This is a genomic window from Pseudomonas sp. EA_65y_Pfl1_P113 (assembly GCF_963970525.1).
Taxonomy (GTDB): domain Bacteria; phylum Pseudomonadota; class Gammaproteobacteria; order Pseudomonadales; family Pseudomonadaceae; genus Aquipseudomonas; species Aquipseudomonas tritici.
Genome location: NZ_CAXAQM010000014.1, coordinates 124,593 through 145,326, shown reverse-complemented (window position 1 = coordinate 145,326; position 20,734 = coordinate 124,593). Strand labels below are relative to the sequence as shown.

The following is a 20,734-nucleotide window of genomic DNA, read 5'->3' as shown; positions in this document are numbered from 1 at the left end:
AGTCGATGCACCTGAACTTCGGTATCGATGTGATCAACCAGATCAAAATCGAAAACCCGCATTTGTGGGATGCCGAGATGAAGGAAGAAGCGACCCAGATGATCCTGCAAGGGACGCAACTGGAGATCGAATACGCGCGCGACACCATGCCGCGCGGCGTGCTGGGCATGAATGCAGCGATGATGGAGGACTACCTCAAGTTCATCGCTAACCGTCGCCTGTCGCAGATTGGTTTGAAAGAAGAGTATCCAGGCACCACCAACCCGTTCCCGTGGATGAGCGAGATCATGGACTTGAAGAAAGAGAAGAATTTCTTCGAAACCCGTGTGATCGAGTATCAGACTGGCGGTGCGTTGAGCTGGGACTAATCAACGACACAGACCTAACTGTGGGAGCAAGCCCGCTCCCACAGTTAGGTCTGCGGTGTTTTACAGACTTTGCAAATTGCCACTTATGCCCAATCAAACCATCAAGACACCTTGCGTCGGCCTGTGCTCTACCGTTTACGGTGACCTGGTGTGCCGGGGCTGCAAACGCTATCACCACGAAGTGATCCAGTGGAACGGCTACAACGCCGACGAAAAGCAGGCCGTGTGGCTGCGCCTTGAGCAATTGTTGGTGCAGGTGATGACCAGCAAACTGGAAGTGTTTGATGCGCACCTGCTGCGCCAGCAGCTGGAAAGTCGCACGATCCGCTTTATGCCGCACCAATCGCCGTATTGCTGGGCATACCAACTGATAGCCCGGGGTGCGCGGGTGATTTCCAAGTTGGATGCGTATGGCCTGGCCTTGTTGCCGGAGTTTCGTGAGCGCCATTTGGCGGACCTGCGCGACGCGATTGATCGGGAGTTTTTCCTGCTGTCCGAGGCGCATTACGAACGGTATATCGCGCCAGGGTTTATTCGGGACGTGTTTGGTTCACCCTTGATCGCTGCATTCTAACGACGCAATTGTGTTTAAAATGCCGCCCGCTCAATGACCGACGTTTAACGATGAACCCAGAAGCACTCACCACCCTGCACACTCACTTGCTCACCGCCCTGGCCAGCCCACCGGCTGAAACCCGGCGCCTGTTCCACGGCCGTGGCCGCTGCTGGCCGGGCCTTGAGCAATTGACGGTGGACTGGCTACAAGGCGTGCTGCTGGTGTCGTTGTTCAAGGCGCCTGATGCAGAACACCTGCACGCCCTGAAACAGCTGCTGCAGACGCAGTTCAATGCCTACACCGTCGCGCTGCAACACCGCTACTTGCCGCAAAGCACCACCGAATGGCTGGTGGGCAACCCTATCGACGAGCTGACCATTATTGAAGGCGGGCTGCGTTACCTGATCGACCTGGGTAAAAAACAGAACAGCGGGCTGTTCCTCGACATGCGCTACGGCCGCAACTGGGTTCGCGAACACGCCAAGGGCCAGCGGATACTCAACCTGTTTGCCTACACCTGTGGGTTTTCCGTGGCCGCCATCGAAGGCGGCGCCGACCACGTGGTCAACCTGGACATGGCGCGCGGCGCCCTGAGCCGTGGCCGCGACAACCATCGCCTGAATGGTCATGACCTGAGCAGGGTCAGCTTTCTGGGCCACGACCTGTTCAAGTCCTGGGCCAAGGTCACCAACAGCGGCCCCTACGACCTGGTGATCATCGACCCGCCGTCGTTCCAGAAAGGCAGTTTCCTGCTGACCAAGGATTACCAGCGCGTATTGCGGCGCCTGCCGGACTTGCTGACCCCACAGGGCACCGTGTTGGCGTGCATGAACGACCCCGCCCTCGGCGAGGACTTCCTGATCGACGGTGTGACACAAGAGGCACCCGGGTTACGATTCGTCGAACGACTGCAAAACCCGCCGGAATTTCCTGATATTGATGCGCAAAGCGGCTTAAAGGCCTTGGTGTTCCGCCAGGGCTGATGCCGAAACGGCTTACGCTTGCTACGCTAAGTGATGCACCCGGTTGGTGAACCTTCTGACCCCCTTCCCGGTCGATACCTGCATTCCCCGGCCAGACTCGACAGCGTCACGTTGTCGGCTGCCCCGTTTCACCTTTTGGAGAACCGCCCGTGATATCGACCCTGCATGTAGCCAGACTCAAAGCCTGGGGCGCCCACGGCTTTACCGCCACCGGTGTGGTATTGGCCTTCCTGGCTACCCTGGCGCTGCTGGAAAACTCACCCAAGGCTTGCCTGCTGTGGCTCGGCCTGGCGCTGGTGGTGGACGGCGTCGACGGTTCACTGGCGCGACGGGTCAACGTGAGCACGGTCTTGCCGAGCTTCGACGGATCGGTACTGGACCTGGTGATTGATTACCTGACGTATGTGTTTATTCCGGCGCTGTTTATCTACCGTTATATCGACCTGCCGGAATTTACCCACCTGTTGACGGTGTCGGTGATCCTGGTCTCGTCGCTGTTCTGCTTCTGCAACGTGAACATGAAAAGCAAGGACAACTACTTCGTCGGCTTCCCCGCGGCATGGAACGTGGTTGCACTGTGTGTCTATATCATCCAGCCGCAAGCCTGGGTCACCTTGCTCACAGTGCTTGGCCTGGCGCTGCTGACCGTAACGCCAATGAAGTTCTTGCACCCGTTCCGGGTTAAGCGATTCATGCCGATCAATATCGCGGTGACCACGATTTGGTTGCTGTGCAGCTTTTTGATGGTGGTGGATTATCCAAACACCAACCCGTGGACGTTTGGATTATGGTCGGTGATGTCGGCTTACTTCCTGGGGATTTGTGTCTGGCGCACCGCCCTGGAGTGGATCGAGGCACGCCGCTAGTAAGTCGGCACGGTTAAAAATGTGTGCGGGCTTGCTCGCGAATGCGCTGTGTCAGTCACTGAATGTGCTAGCTGATGCACCGCATTCGCGAGCAAGCCCGCTCCCACATTTGGATCTGCATACCTCAGGCGGGTAAGATGGCGGCCTTTCGCTTAGCGCCCTTCCAAGAATAAGTCCTGCCCATGCCCTTCGAACTCAGCGTAGACCTCACCACCCTCGCCATCCTGGCCGTCGTCGCGTTCATCGCCGGCTTCATCGACGCCATTGCCGGAGGCGGCGGCTTACTCACCACGCCGGCCCTGCTCACCGCCGGCATGCCACCCCATCTGGTACTGGGCACCAACAAGCTCAGCTCCACGTTCGGCTCGGCGACCGCCAGCTTTACCTTTTACCGCCGCAAGCTGTTCCACCCGCGCCAGTGGGTGCACGCCATCGTCGGTACGCTGGTGGGTGCGCTCGCTGGCGCAGTAGTCGCGCACTATCTGCCTGCAGAAACCCTCAACAAAATGCTGCCGGTGATCGTATTTGCCTGTGGTGTGTACCTGCTGTTCGGCGGTACCCCCAAGGCGCCGCTGGACGCAGATGCGCCGATCAAGAAGAAATGGCAAGCCACCCAGGGCTTTGGCCTGGGCTTCTACGATGGCGTAGCGGGCCCCGGCACCGGGGCGTTCTGGACGGTGAGCACGATGCTGCTGTACCCCATCGATCTGGTCAAAGCCAGCGGCGTGGCGCGCAGCATGAATTTCGTCAGCAACGCGGCGGCGCTGTCGGTATTTATCTTCAACGGCTCGGTGGATTGGATCGTCGGCCTGGCGATGGGCATTTCGGTAATGGGTGGCGCGTTCTTCGGCGCACGCAGCGCGATCAGCGGCGGCGCCAAATTCATTCGCCCAGTGTTTATCACCGTGGTACTCGGCCTGACCGTGCGCCTAGCCTGGCAGCACTGGTTCAGCGTGGCCTAGACGACGGGCCAGGTAGAGGTCGATCAGGTAACGCGCAATCGAACGTGACGCCGGCAACGGCGGCAGGTCGTGGATATTGAACCACTGCGCGTCCTCAATCTCGTCAGCCTGAGGCACGATATCGCCACCCGCGTATTCAGCGTGGAAACCCAGCATCATCGAATGCGGGAACGGCCAGCACTGGCTGCCCATGTACTGGATGTTCTTGACCTCCACCTGCACCTCTTCGCGAACCTCGCGGACCAGGCAATCTTCGGCGGACTCGCCCGGTTCGGCAAACCCCGCCAACGTGCTGTACACGCCTGTGACAAAACGCGGCGAACGCGCCAGCAGGATCTCGTCGCCACGGGTCACCAGCACGATCATACTCGGCGAGATTCGCGGGTAGCTGCGCAGGTCACAGGCCTGGCAATACATCGCCCGCTCGCGTGGCACCTGGGCCATGGCCTGGCCGCAACTGCCGCAAAACCGATGCTCCCGTGCCCACGTGCCGATCTGCGCCGCATAGCCCAACACTTTGTACAGGGTGTGATCACCTTGCAGCATGAAGCCGCGCAAGCCCTGCCAGCTGCAGCCCGGCACTTCAGCCGCCGCGTTGAGTTCCAGCAGGTACACCGGCTCGCCGTCGAGGTGGCCGATGCCGTGCTCGGCAAACACCGAAAGGTCCTGGCGCTTTAGCCATTCACGCGGAAACATCGGGCCATTGGTGTCATGCAAAAAGCCCTCACGGCTGCGGGCAACGGCCCAGCCACCCGGGGTGTCGTTGTCCAGCAGCGTTGTGGTAATCCAGCCTGGGGTCATGTCAGTCAATCCACGAATTCGGGTTTCTGCTTACTCATGTGGGCCGCGATGGCCACGCGAAGGTCGTTGGATTGCAACATAGCCGAGTTCCAGGTGGCAACGTATTCCAAGCCATCATTGACGGTGTGATCACGCATGTAGCTAATCATGGCCTTGGTGCCAGTGACCGCAATCGGTGACTTGGCGGCGATTTCATGAGCGATTTCAATGACGCCGGCCAACAGGCTGTCCTGATCGGGATACACACGGTTGACCAGTCCGATGCTGCGCGCTTCCTCGGCGCCAAACTGGCGGCCGGTGTAGGCCAGCTCACGCAGCATGCCGTCGCCAATAATGCGTGGCAGGCGTTGCAGGGTGCCAACGTCAGCGGCCATGCCGATATCGATTTCCTTGATCGAGAATTGCGCGTCTTCGGCGGCGTAGCGCATATCACAAGCGCTGATCAGGTCGATGGCGCCGCCGATGCAGTAACCCTGGATTGCCGCCAGCACTGGCTTGCGGCAGTTGTCGACGGCATTGAACGAGGCCTGCAGTTCGAGGATCTTGCGTCGAAGCAGGCGCGCGTTGCGGCCCACGTCCTTGCCGAGGTCGTTGGCGACCGAGGCCAGCATCATCAGGTCTATCCCTGAGGAGAAGTGCTTGCCGGCGCCACTGAGCACCACGGCGCGCACGGCGTCGGTGTCTTCGACCCATTGGAAGATGTCGATGATTTCGGTCCAGAACGCCGCGTTCATCGCGTTGATCTTTTCCGGGCGGTTTATCTGCACATGGGCAACGTTGCCAGTGAGTTCGACGACGAAAGCTTGGTATTCGGGCATGGCAGTGATCCCTGGCTGGCGAGTAATTAGGCCCGAACTATAACAAGGGTGCGCAAGGACGCATCGGCCAAAAGCGGGACTGTACACCGTGAAGAAAAAGACGCTGGATAAAACCCTGCGTACACGCCATCCTTCGGGCTTTAAGCCGCCCCCTCAGCGGCGCTCGACGTTTAAAGGATATGCCCATGCACGCCCACCCCCTCACCTGCGCCGAATTTGAATCGATCGAAGATGCCCTGCTCAAATACGGCGACGACCATAGCGTATTGAACCTGGCCGAACTCGACGGCTACTTCACCGCGCTCGTGTCCAGCCCGGTCCAAGTGGACGTGGCGGAGTGGTTCCCGGCCATCTGGGGCGGCCAGAATCCGGAATGGGACAACATGGACGAAGCGCAAAGCTTCCTCGAACTGTGCGTTCGCCATCTCAACACCCTGGCCGAACAACTGGCGACTGATGCCAAGGGTTTCAAGGCCCGATTCGATGAAACCGAACACCAGGGCCAAACCGTGACCCTCGCCGAAGAATGGTGCTTTGGCTACATCCGCGGCGCCGCCATCGGCAACTGGCCGGAACTGCCAGCCGCCCAGGCCGCAGAGTTGGAGAAAATCTCCTGGTGCGCCGAACAAGACAATTTCGAATTACCCGCCGACCTGAATGTGCAGGCGCACCAGCAGCGCGTCAGCGAAATCGAACCGGCAGCGCGGGCGCTGCATGATTACTGGCTAACGAAGCGATAATTTGGCTTTTGATCTTGATCTCAGGCGCCCCGTCAAACACGCTGGCCGGACTAAAGGCGCAACCAATACCCGCCGTTACCAAAAAAACGGATATGTACCCCGATAGACCGCCATCGCAGGCAAGCCAACTCCCACAGTTAGATCGATGTACACCCAAAAAATACCTGCGGTCATGACCCCATGGCTCGACAAGCACCGCATCTATACCCGATTATTCAACTCCGCCCGCCGCCCGTGCCTTGAATCAGGAGCCCTGTACCTTGAGTTCGCAGAAAACCGTGACCGTTACACCGCCCAACTTCCCCCTCAATGGCAAGGTCGCGCCCCCCGGCTCCAAATCCATTACCAACCGCGCCCTCCTGCTGGCGGCACTGGCCAAGGGCACCAGCCGCCTCAGCGGCGCGCTCAAAAGCGATGACACCCGCCACATGTCGGTAGCCCTGCGCCAAATGGGCGTGACCATCGACGAGCCGGACGACACCACCTTCGTCGTCACCGGCCAGGGCAGACTGCAACTGCCGGCCCAACCGCTGTTCCTCGGCAACGCTGGCACCGCCATGCGCTTCCTCACCGCAGCCGTTGCCACCGTCGAAGGCACCGTGGTGCTGGACGGCGATGACTACATGCAAAAACGCCCGATCGGCCCACTGCTGGCGACCCTCAGCCAGAACGGCATCCAGGTCGACAGCCCCACCGGTTGCCCACCCGTCAGCGTACACGGCGTAGGCAAAATCAAAGCCAAACGCTTCGAGATCGACGGCGGCCTGTCCAGCCAATACGTATCGGCCCTGCTGATGCTCGCCGCCTGCGGTGAAGCGCCGATTGAAGTGGCGCTGACCGGCAAGGACATCGGTGCGCGTGGCTATGTGGACCTGACCCTGGACTGCATGCGTGCCTTTGGTGCCCAGGTTGAAGAAGTCAACGACACCACCTGGCGCGTCGCCTCTACCGGCTACAGCGCCCATGATTATCTGATCGAACCCGACGCCTCCGCCGCCACTTACCTGTGGGCCGCTGAAGTGTTGACCGGTGGCCGCATCGACATCGGCGTAGCCGCGCAAGACTTTACTCAGCCGGACGCCAAGGCCCAGGCGGTGATCGCGCAATTCCCAGACATGCAGGCGACCGTGATCGGCTCGCAGATGCAGGACGCCATCCCGACCCTGGCGGTGCTCGCCGCGTTCAATAACACCCCGGTGCGTTTCACTGAGCTGGCCAACCTGCGGGTCAAGGAATGTGACCGCGTACAGGCGCTGCATGACGGCCTGAACGAGATCCGCCCGGGCCTGGCGACCATCGAAGGCGACGACCTGCTGGTGGCTAGCGATCCAGCGCTGGCCGGCACGTCGTGCAGCGCGCTGATCGACACCCACGCCGACCACCGCATTGCCATGTGCTTTGCCCTGGCCGGGCTGAAAGTGTCGGGCATCCGCATTCAGGACCCGGACTGCGTAGCCAAGACCTATCCTGAGTACTGGAAGGCGTTGGGCAGTCTTGGGGTTGCACTGACCTACTGAGCGATCAGCGTCGGAATGGGGAGGCCGTGCACATGACGATTCGCCAACCCTGCCCACCCGGCGCTTGCGTCTGCGACCGCGAACAACTGCTGCACGCGCCAGCTGCCGATCTGCGCATCCTCAACCTGACGCGCCAGGAAGAGAAGAAACTGCTCGACCGCCTTGAAGACCTCAAGAGCCTGCAAGACCTGGAGCGCCTGCAAGAGCTGATGTACCAGCAATTGGGCATTCGCGTGCATATCGCGCCAGGCCATACCGAAGTCAAGAGCATGCGCGGGATCCAGATCGTGATCGATGAACTGCCGGGCATGTGCCGCAAAACCCGACAATCGATCCCTGCCGCGATCCGCCGAGGCCTGGAGAAACGACCAGAGATCGCCTACCGCCTGCTGGATGCCCACGACCTGTTCCGCGAAGGTTGAGTCAACCGGCGACCGTCTCCCGCTCGAACAAACCCTGGCCCACGGTCTTGGCCTTTTGCAGATGCGCCTGCGCCCCGCCGCTTTCCGATTCCAGCATCAGCGCCGACGTCACCACCTGTGCGCCACAGTAGTCGAAGATCCCGTAGTCGATCTGCGTGCGCATCGCCTTGGCATAGCCGTGTCGGTCGAATGCATCGTCATCGGCGGCGCCCAAGGCCAGCAGGTGCACCTGTAAGTGCCGCAGCTTCTTCACCACCGGCGTATCGGGGCTGTAGTCGATCGCCCACCCATTGATGAAGACGCGGTCGATCCAACCTTTGAGCAGACCTGGCAACGACCACCAGTAAATCGGAAACGCCAGCACCAAGGCGTCGGCGCGGTCGATGCGGGCCTGTTCGGCCAGTACGTCGGCCGGTGGCGTGGCGCGAGTGCGGTGCACCAAGTGGTCGACCGCGGTATAGCGCGGGTCAAAACCCTCGGCGGCGATGTCGGCAATTTCAAAGGTGTGGCCTGATGTAGCCAGGCCAGCAGCCACCTGCACGGCGACGCTATGGGTGAGGGATTGCGGGTCGTGATGAGCAACAACGATGAGTGCGTGCATGACATTGACTCCCTTTGGGGTTACGCTGGGCTTAAGTTACGATTGGTAAGTTACTTTTGGTATATAAGCATGTCAAGCAGCGAATTCCCTACCCCACGTCGTCGCCTATCCCGTGAAGATCGCCTGCGCCAATTGCTGGATGTGGCCTGGCAACTGGTGCGCGATGAAGGCACCGAAGCCCTGACCCTCGGCCGCCTGGCAGAACTGGCGGGTGTGACCAAGCCGGTGGTCTACGACCATTTCGTCACCCGTGCCGGGTTGCTGACCGCGCTGTATGAGGATTTTGATGCGCGCCAGGATCGGGTATTTGCCAACGCCATAGCAGCCAGCAGCGCCACCCTTGAAGGGCGGGCCTGGGTGATCGCCGAGTCCTATGTGGATTGTGTGTTATTGCAAGGCCGGGAAATTCCGGGGGTGATTGCGGCACTCAGCAGCTCGCCGGAGCTGGAAGCCCTGAAGCGCCAGTACGAGGCGATCTTCCTCGACAAGTGCCGCGCCGCGCTGTCGCCTTTTGGGCGCTTATCCCAGGCCGGTTTGCGCGCCATGCTGGGGGCGGCGGAAGCGTTGTCCCAGGCGGCGGCCAGTGGCGAGATCAGCCGTGAAGAGGCGCAACAGGAGTTGTTGGCGACCATACTGGCGATGGTAAATCGCGGCCGCCTTTAGATCAGTGTCAGTCGGCGTGTTGTGGGGGTGGGCTTACCTGCGATTGCGGTGGTTCAGTCACCGAAAGGCTGACCACCAAGGCCACATCGCACCTCCTCGTGAGCGGGTCAGTGCGCAGCCACAAACAACTGAACCTTACGCGCCAACTGATCAAGATGCCGATCGCGCTGCTTCTCCGCATCCACCATCGCCCGCTTGCCGTGCTTTTGCAGCAGATACGTATGAATCTGCCGCACTTCCAGCGAGCTGTAGATCGCCGCCACATCCAGTACCCCCATCAAGCCATCGGTGCCGTAGTCCCGCGTGTTCATCAGCACCTGGGTACCGCGCGCGCCGCGCACTCGAAAGCCCATGCCTTCAAACGCCGGCACCTTTTCCACTGAGCACGCCAGCTCCGCATGGGGATAACGACTCAGCACGTCGCGCATCATCGCGCGTGCCACACCCTGGCGCCGGTAACCGACTTGCACCGCCATGAAAGCGACGCCACACGCCTCGGGGTCATCCTTCACTGGCAGACACAGCACAAAGCCAATGACCTTTTCCGGGTCCTGCGCATCGGTCGCCACAACCAACTCGACGGCAATGCCTTTTGAACCGTTCAGTGCTTCGAGGTACAGGTGCACCTCAAAGCCGGTGGCGTACTGGTAGATGTTGTACAGCAGGTTGCTCGGCGGCAGTCCCACGCTGCTGATGTCGGTGAGGTTGTCCACCACCATCTGCAGGATCTGGCCATTCACAAGCTCGGGGCACGGTGTGGTATAGCGGGTAAGGCTGAACATGCAAATTCCTGGGTTTAGCATCAAGGCAGCGGCGATTGTACCCGTTGCAGCCCGCACACCTCACGCAAAGCGCAATCTCGGCTTGATTGTCGGCACGTTGGCCCTCGGCGCAGTGTTCGCCTGGGCCACGCCGGAGGTGACGCACGCTACTGCACAGTCAGTGGCCAGCGGCCTGCACGCCACTTTCGGCGGGGCGCTCGTATTGATCCTGCTCGCAGGAGCGATACGACACAGATATTGACAAGATAAAATCGTAACGACTATTGCCTGATACCCTGATCAACAAGGTTCTCCCATGCTTGTGCTCCAGCCCCCTATTCGCTTTTCGTACGGGTTCTCAGCGCCATTCGCGCAGAAAATGACGACTTCGCGGCCTTCCATGACTTCCTCAGAAGCCAATTAGCCAGTGCGTGTGCCTGCTGACCATCAACGGCAACGAGTTCCTGTTGGACGGCGATTGGCGCATTCCACTGATGGCGTTCTGATTATTCTCGCCATTTCTGCAGCGCTGGTGGTGGTGTTCGCGTTGTGCGATCAGGGCCGTAAACACTCTGCATGCAAAAACTTAAGGAAAAAGTTCGGACTAACGGGTGCATGGATGCACCCGGATCGCGCATCATGGGCACTTTCAAGCTCAAGGGTAACGTCCATGCGCGTTCTGTCATTGATGATGGGTCTTACGACGCTGGCCGCCACTACGGTGTTCTGCGCCACCGCGATGGCGAATGAAGAAAGTCAGTTAGTCCAACAGATCAACCAATACCGCAGCCATGTGCAACGCTGCGGTGACCAGGGTTCCCAGGAACTCCCACCGCTGGCCAGCGACACGCGATTGGTGCTGCCCGCCAACAATGTGGGCGACTTGCAGCAAGCGCTGGCGCGGGCCGCGTACCCGATGGTCAACGTGCAGGCCATCAGCCTGTCGGGGCCCAAGGACGCGCAGTCAGCCATGAAGGCAGTGCGCGAAAGCTTCTGCCGTGTGGTGCTGGACCCGCAATTTGTCGACATCGGCGTGAGCAACAGCGGCCAGGACTGGCGCATCGTGCTCGCCCGCCCGCTGCTGACCAGCGGCCTGGGCGATTGGCAGACCGAAGGTAAGCAATTGCTCAACCTGATCAATACCGCCCGCGCCCAACCGCGCCAATGCGGTACCCAGGCGTTTACCGCGACCACGCCATTGTCCTGGAATGAAAACCTGGCCGGCGCCGCCAACAGCCATACGCGCAACATGGCCAACGGTAACTTCTTCGACCACCTCGACCATGACGGCCGTACCCCCGGCGACCGCGCCGAACTGGCCGGGTACACCGCGAAGGCCATCGGCGAAAATATCGCTGCCGGCCTGGACACGCCACGCAAGGTCGTCGACGGCTGGCTTGCCAGCCCCAGCCATTGCGCCAACCTCATGAACCCGCAATTCCGCGAGCTGGGTGCGGCCTATGCGATGGACCCGAAGAGTGACGCAGGCATCTATTGGACGGGGGTTTTCGGCGCACAATAAACGCGGTATTGGCAGATTGAAGTGCAGGAAGCATCAAATTGCCATCTCATGGATAATCCCGCTGAACTGGCAGCGGCCATCCCGGTCTGTAGCTTGGCAGCCTGACATACGGGGCGGATAAACAGACCGAGGCAAACAAGGTGCTCTTGCAATGATGAAATGGCTGCAAAGCAGCAGCGACATGGCTGAGCGGGTTCGCCAGCATGATTGGGCGAAAACGCCCCTGGGGCCGCCGGGGCAGTGGCCGGACGTGCTCAAGACCACCGTCGCGTTATGCCTTGCCTCAAGTTTCCCCCAATCCATCGTGTGGGGGCCTCACCTGACTATGTTGTATAACGACGCCTTCGTTCCGATCCTGGGCGATAAACCCGATGCATTGGGCCGCCCGTTCAGCGAAGTCTGGGGTGAGGTCTGGGCAGACATCAGCCCTATTGCCAACGCGGCATTCGAAGGCCGTGCCACTTATATCGAGAACTTCCCGCTGCAGATCGAGCGCGGCATGGGTGTCGAACAAGCGTACTTTACCTTTTGCTACAGCCCCATCCGCGATCCCAAGGGCAACGTCGTGGGGATGCTCGATACCGTCACCGAAACCACCGCCACCGTACTCCTGACCCGCCGCCTGGCCGTGTTGGACGCAGTGGGCAGCGCCGTGGCGAATGCTGCCGACGCCGAAAGTATCATGTCGATCACTACGCGACTGCTTGCCAAGCACTTGCAAGTCTCCAATTGCGCCTACGCCGATATGGACGACGATGAGGACGGCTTTACCATTCGTGGCAATTGGGCCGCGCCCGGCTCGCCAAGCACCGTGGGGCGCTACCGCCTGGCCTCGTTCGGCGCAAGGGCGGTGCAACAACTGCGCGGCGGTGAACCGTTGGTGGTCGAAGACAGTCGCATTGAGTTCGCCCCCGAGGTTGCCGCCAGCTATCAGGCCCTGGGGGCGCTGGCGACCGCGTGCTTCCCACTGATCAAGAATGGCCGCCTGACCGCGTTGATGGCCGTGCACCACAAAACCGCCCGGGTCTGGTCGCCTGATGACCTGGCATTGGTCGGCCAAGTCACCGAGCGCTCCTGGGCGCATATCGAGCGGGTGCGTGCCGACGCCGCCGTACGCGAAGGCCTGGCCGCCTTCGCCGAGCTGAACGCGACCCTGGAACAACGCGTGCAAGAGCGCACCGCTGCCCTCACCCAGGCCGAAGCCGCGCTGCGCCAGTCGCAGAAGCTGGAAGCCATCGGCCAATTGACCGGTGGCGTGGCCCATGACTTCAACAACTTGTTGACCATCATTCGTTCGTCCGTGGATTTCCTGCGTCAGCCCGGGCTCTCCGAGGCGCGACGCCAACGCTATATGGGCGCGGTTTCCGACACCGTCGAGCGCGCCAGCAAGCTCACCAGCCAACTGCTCGCCTTCGCTCGGCGCCAACCCCTGAACCCGGAAGTCTTCGATGTCGGGCAACGGGTCAAGAACATCGGCGAAATGCTCGAAAGCGTCACCGGCGCGCGTATCCATGTGCAGGTGCAACTGCCCGAGCGGCCTTGCTATGCACGTGTCGACACCAGCCAGTTCGAGACCGCACTGATCAATATCGCCCTGAATGCCCGGGATGCGATGGAGGGCCAAGGCACCCTGACCTTGCGCGTGGCCGATGTAGACGCAATGCCGCACATCCGCGGCGATGAGCAAGTACGCCAACCTTTTGTAACCGTCTCCTTGGCTGACACTGGCAGCGGCATTCCGGCTGACACCTTCGAGCGCATTTTCGAGCCGTTCTTTACCACCAAGCCGGTAGGCAAAGGCACGGGGCTGGGGTTGTCCCAGGTATTCGGGTTTGCCAAGCAGTCCGGCGGTAACGTTGACGTGGCCAGCCACTCAGACCAGGGCACGGTGTTTACCCTGTACCTGCCCGAAGTGGCGCCGCAGATGACGCACCACACACCGACACCGACAGGCCAGCAACTGCCCCAAGATACGACCCAGCGCCATATCCTGATCGTGGAAGACAACCTGGAAGTGGGCCGCTTTGCCAACCAGATCCTGCAGGACCTGGGTTACCAGACCACCTGGGCCACCGATGCCGAACAGGCACTCGCGCTGTCCGGTACGGATGCCCTGGCATTCGATGGGGTATTTTCGGATGTGGTGATGCCTGGCATGACCGGTGTGGCGATGATCAAAAAGCTGCGTCAATGGCGCCCGGACTTGCCGGTGGTGCTCACCTCCGGCTACAGCGAAGAGCTGGCCGAAAGTGGCTATGAAGGCGTCGAGTTCCTGCCCAAGCCCTATTCCGCCGACCAGGTCGCGCGGGCGCTGACCAAGGCAATGTCCAGGACTGAGCCCTACTGCGCCACCGCCACCTGATTGCGACCTTGCGCCTTGGCGCGGTACAGCGCCTTGTCGGCGGTATTCATCAGGCCGTGCAGGTCTTGGTCCTGGGCATGGGTGGACGCCACACCCAGGCTGGCGGTCAACCCTTGCACGGGTTCAGAGTCCAGGCTGGAAATGGCCTTGATCAGTTGCTCGGCAATACCCCGCGCCGTTTCCAGCGAAGTATTGGGCAGCAATACCGCAAACTCCTCGCCGCCCACGCGCCCATACACGTCCGCCTCGCGAAAGGACGCGCTGATCACCCCTCCGATCTGGCGCAACACCTGGTCCCCGGTCTGGTGGCCGTAGGTGTCGTTGATTTCCTTGAAGTGGTCCATGTCCATCATCAGCGCGCACAGCGGCTGCTGGTTGTGAAGGCATTGTTCATGCAGCCGCTGGGCATGTTCGAAAAACGCGCGGCGATTCATCAGACCGGTGAGCTCATCGGTCTGTGCGGCGCGAGTGGAGATATTGTGGGCACGTTCCATTTGCCGGGTCAGGCGAAACGCCTTTTCCAATGCATCGGACAACTTGCGCGTGGCGCTGACGACAAAGGTGGAGAACACCAATACGGCGATGGCCACACCCACTTGCATCGAAGAAGGCTGGAACAGCAGCCACAGCGTACACGGCAGCAGCACCAGGCCCATGGAGGCCAGGGTCATGTAACGATAAGCCGAGTAACAGGATACCGCGCTGACCGACATGCCCACGGTAAACAACATAACCAGCACCTGGAACAGGCGATCATCCGTCGGCATCACCGCCAAGGCGCCGAAGCCCCAGATCCCGGCGGAAAACACCAGCGTCATCCAATAACGGCGCTCCCACAGATCCGGCGTGCGCTCGGCGTTAGGGCAGCGAAACCACTCTACAAACATCTTGACGCGCAACAGGGATGACCCCGCCAACACCACCAGCCAGACCAGGATGACCTGATGGTCAAACCGGTCCCAGCAGAGCCAGCAGAGCATGACCGCTGCCAAGAAACTGCCGAGAATGGCGGCAAATGACTGCCGAAACAGCTGGTGCAAACGGTCAGCTCGCACCAACTCCTCTATAACGCAATCCTGGTCCTGCCCACGCCCAAGGCCATTCATGAAATCCGCCTGATCTACTGCCCCCGAGAATGGCGCTATTGTGGCACCCTGCCACCAGCATGGACAACAGAATCGAGCACGGTAGCGCCTTTAAAGCGTTTCTGGCCGCAGAATCAGCACCCCAAGTGGCGGCACGTTCAACGACAGCGACACCGGTTGACCATGGAGTGGTTCATCCTGGGTAAACACCTCGCCGCCGTTCCCATAATTGGAACCTGCGTACATGTCGGCGTCGCTGTTGATCACCTCACTCCAACGCCCGCCAAACGGCACACCGACTTGATAGCCCTGACGCGGCACCGGGGTGAAGTTGGCCACCACCAGCACCGGCTTGCCGTCCTTGCTCCAGCGCAGCCAGGCATAGACGCTGTTGATCGCATCGTCGCCAATCAGCCACTGGAAGCCCTGCGGTGCGTCGTCCTGCTCATGCAGGGCCGGCTCCTCCCGATACAAGCGATTCAAATCGCCGACCAGCTTCTGCACGCCCTTGTGTTCCGCGTACTGCAGCAGGTACCAGTCCAGTTGCTGATCATGGTTCCACTCGCGCCACTGGCCGAATTCGCAGCCCATGAACAGCAGTTTCTTACCGGGGTGCATCCACATGAATGCCAGGTAGGCGCGCAAGTTGGCAAACTTCTGCCAGCGGTCGCCGGGCATCTTGTCGATCAACGAGTGCTTGCCGTGCACCACTTCATCGTGGGAGATCGGCAGGATAAACCGCTCGGACCAGGCATACACCAGGCCAAAACTCAGTTCGTTGTGGTGATGGGCGCGGTACACCGGGTCCTGCTGGATGTAATGCAGGGAATCGTGCATCCAGCCCATGTTCCATTTGTAGTTAAAGCCCAGACCGCCCTGTTGGGTCGGCTGGCTCACACCCGGCCAGGCGGTGGATTCCTCGGCAATCACCAAGGCGCCCGGCGCTTCCAGGGCCACCACATCGTTGAGGTGACGCAGGAAGTCGATGGCTTCAAGGTTCTCCCGCCCACCATGGCGGTTAGGCACCCATTCGCCGGCCTTGCGCGAATAATCGCGGTAGAGCATCGACGCTACGGCATCAACGCGCAGGCCGTCGATATGGAAGTGCTTGAGCCAATGCAGCGCCGAGGCCAGCATGAAGCCATGCACTTCGGTGCGACCCAGGTTGTAGATCAGCGTGTCCCAATCCTGGTGGAAGCCTTCCAACGGGTTGGCATATTCGTACAGCGCGGTGCCGTCGAATTGCGCAAGGCCGTGGGTATCCGTCGGGAAATGCGCCGGCACCCAGTCGAGAATCACGCCAATATCGGCCTGATGCAGGGCATTGACGAAATAGGCGAAATCTTCCGGCGAACCGAACCGCGCCGTCGGCGCGAATTGTGACAACGCTTGGTAACCCCAGGAGCCACCGAACGGGTGCTCCATGATCGGCATCAGCTCGATGTGGGTGAAGCCCAGTTGCTGCACGTAAGGAATCAACCGCTCAGCCAGCTCGCGCCAGTTGTATTGGCGGGCTACTTCGCCCGCCTCGTCCAACTCGCACTGCCATGAGCCCACGTGCAGCTCGTAGATCGACAGTGGCGCGGTGGATTTTTGCTTGTCGAGGCGTGACTGCATCCATTCGTGGTCCTGCCAGTCGACCTGCAAGGGTTCGGCAACCTTGGATGCGGTGTCGGGTGGCAGTTGAGTGGCCAGCGCCATCGGGTCGGCCTTGAGCGGCAGGATCCCATTGGCGCCAAGTATTTCATATTTGTACGCTGCGCCCGGTTGCAGGCGTGGGATAAAGATCTCCCACACGCCGGAAGGATGGCGCAGGCGCATCGGGTGACGGCGACCGTCCCAGACATTGAAGTCGCCCACCACCGATACGCGCCGCGCATTCGGTGCCCATACGGCAAAGCGCACACCTTGCACGCCGTCGACCGTGGTCACTTGGGCACCCAGGCAACTGCTGAGGTCACGATGATTGCCTTCGGCAAACAGGTAAAGGTCCATTTCACCGAGCAACAGTTGTTGGAAGCTGTAGGGGTCTTCGGTGACCTGTTCACCACCGGCCCACTGGATTTTCAGCAGGTACGCCCGGCGTGTAGTGAAGTGCCCGACAAACAACCCCGGCACCTGGCTCGCGTCCAGGCTGCCGATCTGCTCGCCACTGTCACGCGCCAGTACCTGGACGCTCAAGGCCTCCGGCAGAAATGCGCGGATAAACTGGCCGCCGTGCTCATCATCGTGTGGCCCGAGAACCGAGAACGGGTCATGGTGTTCGGCGCGTACCAGTGCGTCGACGTCCTTGGACGCCGGCAGTGCAGTCAACTTCGGTTGCAGCGGTTCTTTATGTGTAAAGCTCATGACGATTCCCCACCGCGTGCAGTTTTCGATATTGGTGTTAGCCCACTCAATAGGCCGTGTAACCCTTGCAAGGGCACCGGCAACCAGGTCGGACGGTTTTCCGCTTCGTAAGCCACTTCATACGCGGCCTTCTCCAGGCTGAACAAGGTCAGCGCTGCGTCCTGGCCTTTGGCATCCTGCCAGTCATGCGCCAGTGTAGACGTAGCCGACTGATAAGCCTCGATAAAGGCCTGGCGTGCTTCTTTCAGGTAACGATCGGTCACACGCTTGCGCGATATGCCCGCTTCGGGTGAGTGATCGACCCCTTGCACATTCAGCGCCATGGCCGCCGCGTAATCGAAGGAGCGCAACACGCCGCTCACATCTTTATACGGGCTGTGCTTGCCGCGTCGTTCGTGCAGCGGTCGTGCCGGTTCACCTTCGAAGTCGATCAGGTAGGCATCGCCCTTCACCACCAGCACCTGGCCCAGGTGCAAATCACCATGGACGCGGATGCGCAGCCCGCCTGCCGTGGCTTTCGCCAGGGCTTGAACATGGCTGGCGATGGCCTTTTTCTGCGCCAGCAAATCACTGACCAGCGCTTGCTCCACAGGGTTCAAATGGTTTTGATGCAGCTGTAGCAACTGCAGCGCGCGGTCGAGCTGCGCGCCGACATCCTTGGCCCAGGCCTGAGTGTCCTTGGCCGTGGTCACTTCGGGCTTGAAGTCTTTGTCTGTGGTTTTTGCACCCAGCACCACGTGCATTTCACCCAGGCGCTGGCCGAGCAATCCGGCAAAGTCGGCCAGTTCGCCCAGGGCGTTGTAGTGCTGTTCCTGCTCCGAGATGGCTTGGGCAAGCTCGTCGCGGATCGCCCGTTCCAGGTTGTTCTGCGTCCAGCTCCATGCGTCGCCCTGGTTGCTCAGGTAACCCTGGGCAATCATCAGCAGGTTGTCATGGCCGTCGGCGTCGCGGCGAATCACCGAACCCAGCAGCGGCGAAATATTCGGGTAGTCGGCTGCGGTGAGGTAGGCGCTCATTTCCAGCTCCGGGTGCACACCGGCGCTGACTTTGCGGATCAGCTTGAGCACCAGGCCCTCGCCCACCACCACTGAGCTGTTGGACTGCTCGGCGGACAAATAGCGCACTTGTGCTTCGTCCGTCAGTTGCAGCGCGTCCAGATGTTTTGTGGCTTCAAACCGCAGGTCGCCTTCGCTGGAGTTGAGCACCGTGCCGGCCTGCAGGCCCTGGATCACCGCGCGGATGAAGTGCTCAAGGCTGAACGCGTCGGTCACCAGGCCCACCTCGCGTGCCCGACGCACACGGGCCATCGCGAGCTGCTGCGGCAATGCGCTGGTGAACTGGTCCTCGCCAAGGAAGCCAAACGGCAGTTGATAGCGACTGACCTGACCACCTGCGGTCACCTCCAGCTCGCTGAGCAGTACCGGGTGTTGCGGGTCGCCAAAACGTACCCCATAGGCAATGCGCACGCTGTCGATAGCCGTGTCCTTGCCGGCAAACCAGCGGCGTTTGGGCAGCCAGGCCGGGAGCGCAGTCTGCTCCAGCGAGGTGCGGCAGGGTTCTTCCAACAGTTCTTCCATACGCTTTTTCAGTACCAGTGTGGTGAAGTCCGGCATCCCTTGAACAGGCTCCACATGCCAGCTGGGCATTTGATTCTCGGCCGCCAAGACAAACCAATAGAAACCATAAGGCGCCAGGGTCAGCAGGAAATTCAGCTGGCCGATGGGCGGAAAGGCATTGCCGCCGAGCATCTCCACCGGGACCATGCCAGCAAACGCCGACAGATCCAGCTCGGCCGCCTGGGCACTGCGTGACACGTTGGCCACGCACAGGATGATCTCGTGGCGTCCGTCTTCGCCGGTGAATTCGCGGGTATACGCCAGGATGCGGCGGTTGCTCGGCGAGAGCATTTTCAAGCTGCCACGGCCAAACGCCTTGGACTGCTTGCGCACAGCCAGCATGCGCCGGGTCCAGTTCAGCAACGAATGCGGGTCTTGGGCCTGGGTCTCGACGTTGACCGACTGGTAGCCATATTGCGGGTCCATGATCGGCGGCAGCACCAGGCTGGCCGGGTCGGCGCGGGAAAAGCCGCCGTTGCGGTCGATGGACCATTGCATCGGCGTACGCACGCCATCGCGGTCGCCGAGATAGATGTTGTCGCCCATGCCGATTTCATCGCCGTAATACAGGGTCGGCGTGCCAGGCATCGACAACAACAGGCTGTTGAGCAGTTCGACACGGCGACGGTCTCGCTCCATCAACGGCGCCAGGCGGCGGCGAATGCCCAGGTTGATGCGCGCGCGACGGTCGGCGGCGTAGTAGTTCCACAGGTAATCGCGCTCTTTGTCGGTGACCATTTCCAGGGTCAGCTCATCATGGTTGCGCAGGAAGATCGCCCACTGGCAATTGGCGGGAATCTCCGGCGTCTGCCGCAGGATATCGGTGATCGGGAAGCGATCTTCCTGGGCAAGCGCCATGTACATGCGCGGCATCAACGGGAAGTGAAAGGCCATATGGCATTCATCGCCGTCGTCGCCCTTTTTGTCACCGAAATACAACTGCGTATCTTCCGGCCACTGGTTGGCTTCGGCCAGCAGCATGCGGTCCGGGTAATGCGCATCGATCTCCGCACGGATCTGTTTGAGCACATCGTGGGTTTCGGGAAGGTTTTCGTTGTTGGTGCCGTCGCGTTCGATCAGGTACGGGATGGCGTCCAGGCGCAGGCCGTCAATGCCCATGTCCAGCCAGTAGCGCATGACCGACAGCACGGCTTTCATGACTTGCGGGTTGTCGAAGTTGAGGTCCGGCTGGTGGGAATAGAAGCGGTGCCAGAAGTACTGGCCGGCGACCGGGTCCCAGGTCCAGTTGGATTTCTCGGTGTCGAGAAAGATGATGCGCGTACCGTCGTATTTCTGTTCGTCATCCGACCAGACGTAGAAGTCCCGCGCTGCGGAGCCGGGCTTGGCCTTGCGCGCACGCTGGAACCAAGGGTGCTGGTCGGAGGTGTGGTTGATCACAAGCTCAGTGATCACACGCAGCCCGCGCTTATGCGCCTCGGCGATGAAGCGCTTGGCGTCGGCCATGGTCCCGTAATCGCTGTGCACGCCCCGGTATTCGGCGATGTCGTAACCGTCATCGCGCCGTGGCGAAGGGTAGAACGGCAGCAGCCAGATGGTGTTTACACCCAGGTCGGCGATGTAGTCGAGCTTGGCGATCAGCCCGGGGAAGTCACCGATGCCGTCGTTGTTGGAGTCGAAATAGGATTTGACATGAACTTGGTAAATCACCGCGTCTTTGTACCAGAGCGGGTCTTTGATAAAGGTGGCAGCGTTGGGTTTCTTCGCCATTGGAAACTCCTGGA

18 protein-coding genes are annotated in these 20,734 nt (G+C 60.7%); 11 read left to right on the top strand and 7 right to left on the bottom strand.

What is annotated here, in order from left to right; genetic code table 11:
• The 5 genes from AACY52_RS15345 to AACY52_RS15325 form a co-directional block, all read left to right on the top strand.
• Window positions 1-368, top strand: a 368-nt coding sequence (locus tag AACY52_RS15345; protein WP_073525043.1) for a ribonucleotide-diphosphate reductase subunit beta, incomplete at its 5' end; no start/stop codon positions are given.
• Between the two features lie 85 nt (window positions 369-453).
• Window positions 454-942 (top strand): DUF1289 domain-containing protein, encoded by a 489-nt coding sequence (locus AACY52_RS15340; protein ID WP_339427993.1) that lies wholly within the window; start codon window positions 454-456, stop codon window positions 940-942.
• 50 nt (window positions 943-992) lie between these two features.
• Complete coding sequence (locus AACY52_RS15335) at window positions 993-1,907, top strand: class I SAM-dependent methyltransferase (protein WP_339418499.1); 915 nt, start codon at window positions 993-995, stop codon at window positions 1,905-1,907.
• Between the two features lie 149 nt (window positions 1,908-2,056).
• Complete coding sequence (pcsA, locus tag AACY52_RS15330; RefSeq protein WP_339418497.1) at window positions 2,057-2,773, top strand: phosphatidylcholine synthase; 717 nt, start codon at window positions 2,057-2,059, stop codon at window positions 2,771-2,773.
• Between the two features lie 182 nt (window positions 2,774-2,955).
• On the top strand, window positions 2,956-3,735 hold the full coding sequence (locus AACY52_RS15325; protein WP_339418495.1) for a TSUP family transporter: 780 nt from the start codon (window positions 2,956-2,958) through the stop codon (window positions 3,733-3,735).
• Here AACY52_RS15325 and nudC read toward each other — a convergent pair.
• Entirely contained in the window at window positions 3,703-4,536 is an 834-nt protein-coding gene (gene nudC, locus AACY52_RS15320) for an NAD(+) diphosphatase (protein ID WP_339418493.1), read from the bottom strand. The genes AACY52_RS15325 and nudC overlap by 33 nt on opposite strands.
• A gap of 5 nt (window positions 4,537-4,541) precedes the next feature.
• Entirely contained in the window at window positions 4,542-5,354 is an 813-nt protein-coding gene (locus tag AACY52_RS15315) for a crotonase/enoyl-CoA hydratase family protein (RefSeq protein ID WP_339418491.1), read from the bottom strand.
• A 185-nt stretch (window positions 5,355-5,539) separates the two neighbouring features.
• Here AACY52_RS15315 and AACY52_RS15310 point away from each other — a divergent pair, with 185 nt between their 5' ends.
• From AACY52_RS15310 to AACY52_RS15300, 3 genes are all read left to right on the top strand, one after another.
• Window positions 5,540-6,094 carry a UPF0149 family protein gene (locus AACY52_RS15310; RefSeq protein WP_339506703.1) on the top strand — a complete coding sequence of 185 codons (555 nt, stop codon included), beginning with the start codon at window positions 5,540-5,542 and terminating at the stop codon, window positions 6,092-6,094.
• A 260-nt stretch (window positions 6,095-6,354) separates the two neighbouring features.
• On the top strand, window positions 6,355-7,611 hold the full coding sequence (locus AACY52_RS15305) for a 3-phosphoshikimate 1-carboxyvinyltransferase (RefSeq protein WP_339418489.1): 1,257 nt from the start codon (window positions 6,355-6,357) through the stop codon (window positions 7,609-7,611).
• Window positions 7,612-7,643: 32 nt separating this feature from the next.
• On the top strand, window positions 7,644-8,033 hold the full coding sequence (locus AACY52_RS15300) for a hypothetical protein (RefSeq protein WP_339418488.1): 390 nt from the start codon (window positions 7,644-7,646) through the stop codon (window positions 8,031-8,033).
• A 1-nt stretch (window position 8,034) separates the two neighbouring features.
• Here AACY52_RS15300 and AACY52_RS15295 read toward each other — a convergent pair whose 3' ends face one another.
• Entirely contained in the window at window positions 8,035-8,634 is a 600-nt protein-coding gene (locus AACY52_RS15295) for an NAD(P)H-dependent oxidoreductase (protein WP_339560592.1), read from the bottom strand.
• A 69-nt stretch (window positions 8,635-8,703) separates the two neighbouring features.
• On the opposite strand from AACY52_RS15295, the gene AACY52_RS15290 reads away from it, so the two are divergent.
• A complete protein-coding gene (locus AACY52_RS15290; protein ID WP_339418486.1) occupies window positions 8,704-9,297 on the top strand; it encodes a TetR/AcrR family transcriptional regulator in 594 nt (197 codons plus the stop codon).
• A gap of 107 nt (window positions 9,298-9,404) precedes the next feature.
• Here the strand turns inward: AACY52_RS15290 and AACY52_RS15285 are convergent, their stop codons facing one another.
• Window positions 9,405-10,079, bottom strand: a complete 675-nt coding sequence (locus AACY52_RS15285) for a GNAT family N-acetyltransferase (RefSeq protein WP_339436699.1) — start codon at window positions 10,077-10,079, stop codon at window positions 9,405-9,407.
• A 649-nt stretch (window positions 10,080-10,728) separates the two neighbouring features.
• Between AACY52_RS15285 and AACY52_RS15275 the strand changes: the two genes are divergently transcribed.
• Window positions 10,729-11,580, top strand: coding sequence for a CAP domain-containing protein (locus tag AACY52_RS15275; RefSeq protein WP_339418511.1), 852 nt, complete (start codon window positions 10,729-10,731; stop codon window positions 11,578-11,580).
• Window positions 11,581-11,731: 151 nt separating this feature from the next.
• On the top strand, window positions 11,732-13,942 hold the full coding sequence (locus tag AACY52_RS15270) for an ATP-binding protein (protein WP_339418482.1): 2,211 nt from the start codon (window positions 11,732-11,734) through the stop codon (window positions 13,940-13,942).
• Here AACY52_RS15270 and AACY52_RS15265 read toward each other — a convergent pair.
• The 3 genes from AACY52_RS15265 to treS form a co-directional block, all read right to left on the bottom strand.
• The gene (locus AACY52_RS15265; protein ID WP_339560591.1) at window positions 13,921-15,048 is read right to left on the bottom strand and encodes a GGDEF domain-containing protein; all 1,128 of its coding nucleotides are present in this window, start codon (window positions 15,046-15,048) and stop codon (window positions 13,921-13,923) included. The genes AACY52_RS15270 and AACY52_RS15265 overlap by 22 nt on opposite strands.
• Window positions 15,049-15,138: 90 nt before the next feature.
• Window positions 15,139-17,376: a 1,4-alpha-glucan branching protein GlgB gene (gene glgB / locus AACY52_RS15260; RefSeq protein ID WP_339560590.1), complete on the bottom strand. Its 2,238-nt coding sequence runs from the start codon at window positions 17,374-17,376 to the stop codon at window positions 15,139-15,141.
• Complete coding sequence (gene treS / locus AACY52_RS15255; RefSeq protein ID WP_339418476.1) at window positions 17,373-20,720, bottom strand: maltose alpha-D-glucosyltransferase; 3,348 nt, start codon at window positions 20,718-20,720, stop codon at window positions 17,373-17,375. Before treS ends, glgB begins: the two co-directional genes overlap by 4 nt.
• Between the last annotated feature and the right edge of the window lie 14 nt (window positions 20,721-20,734).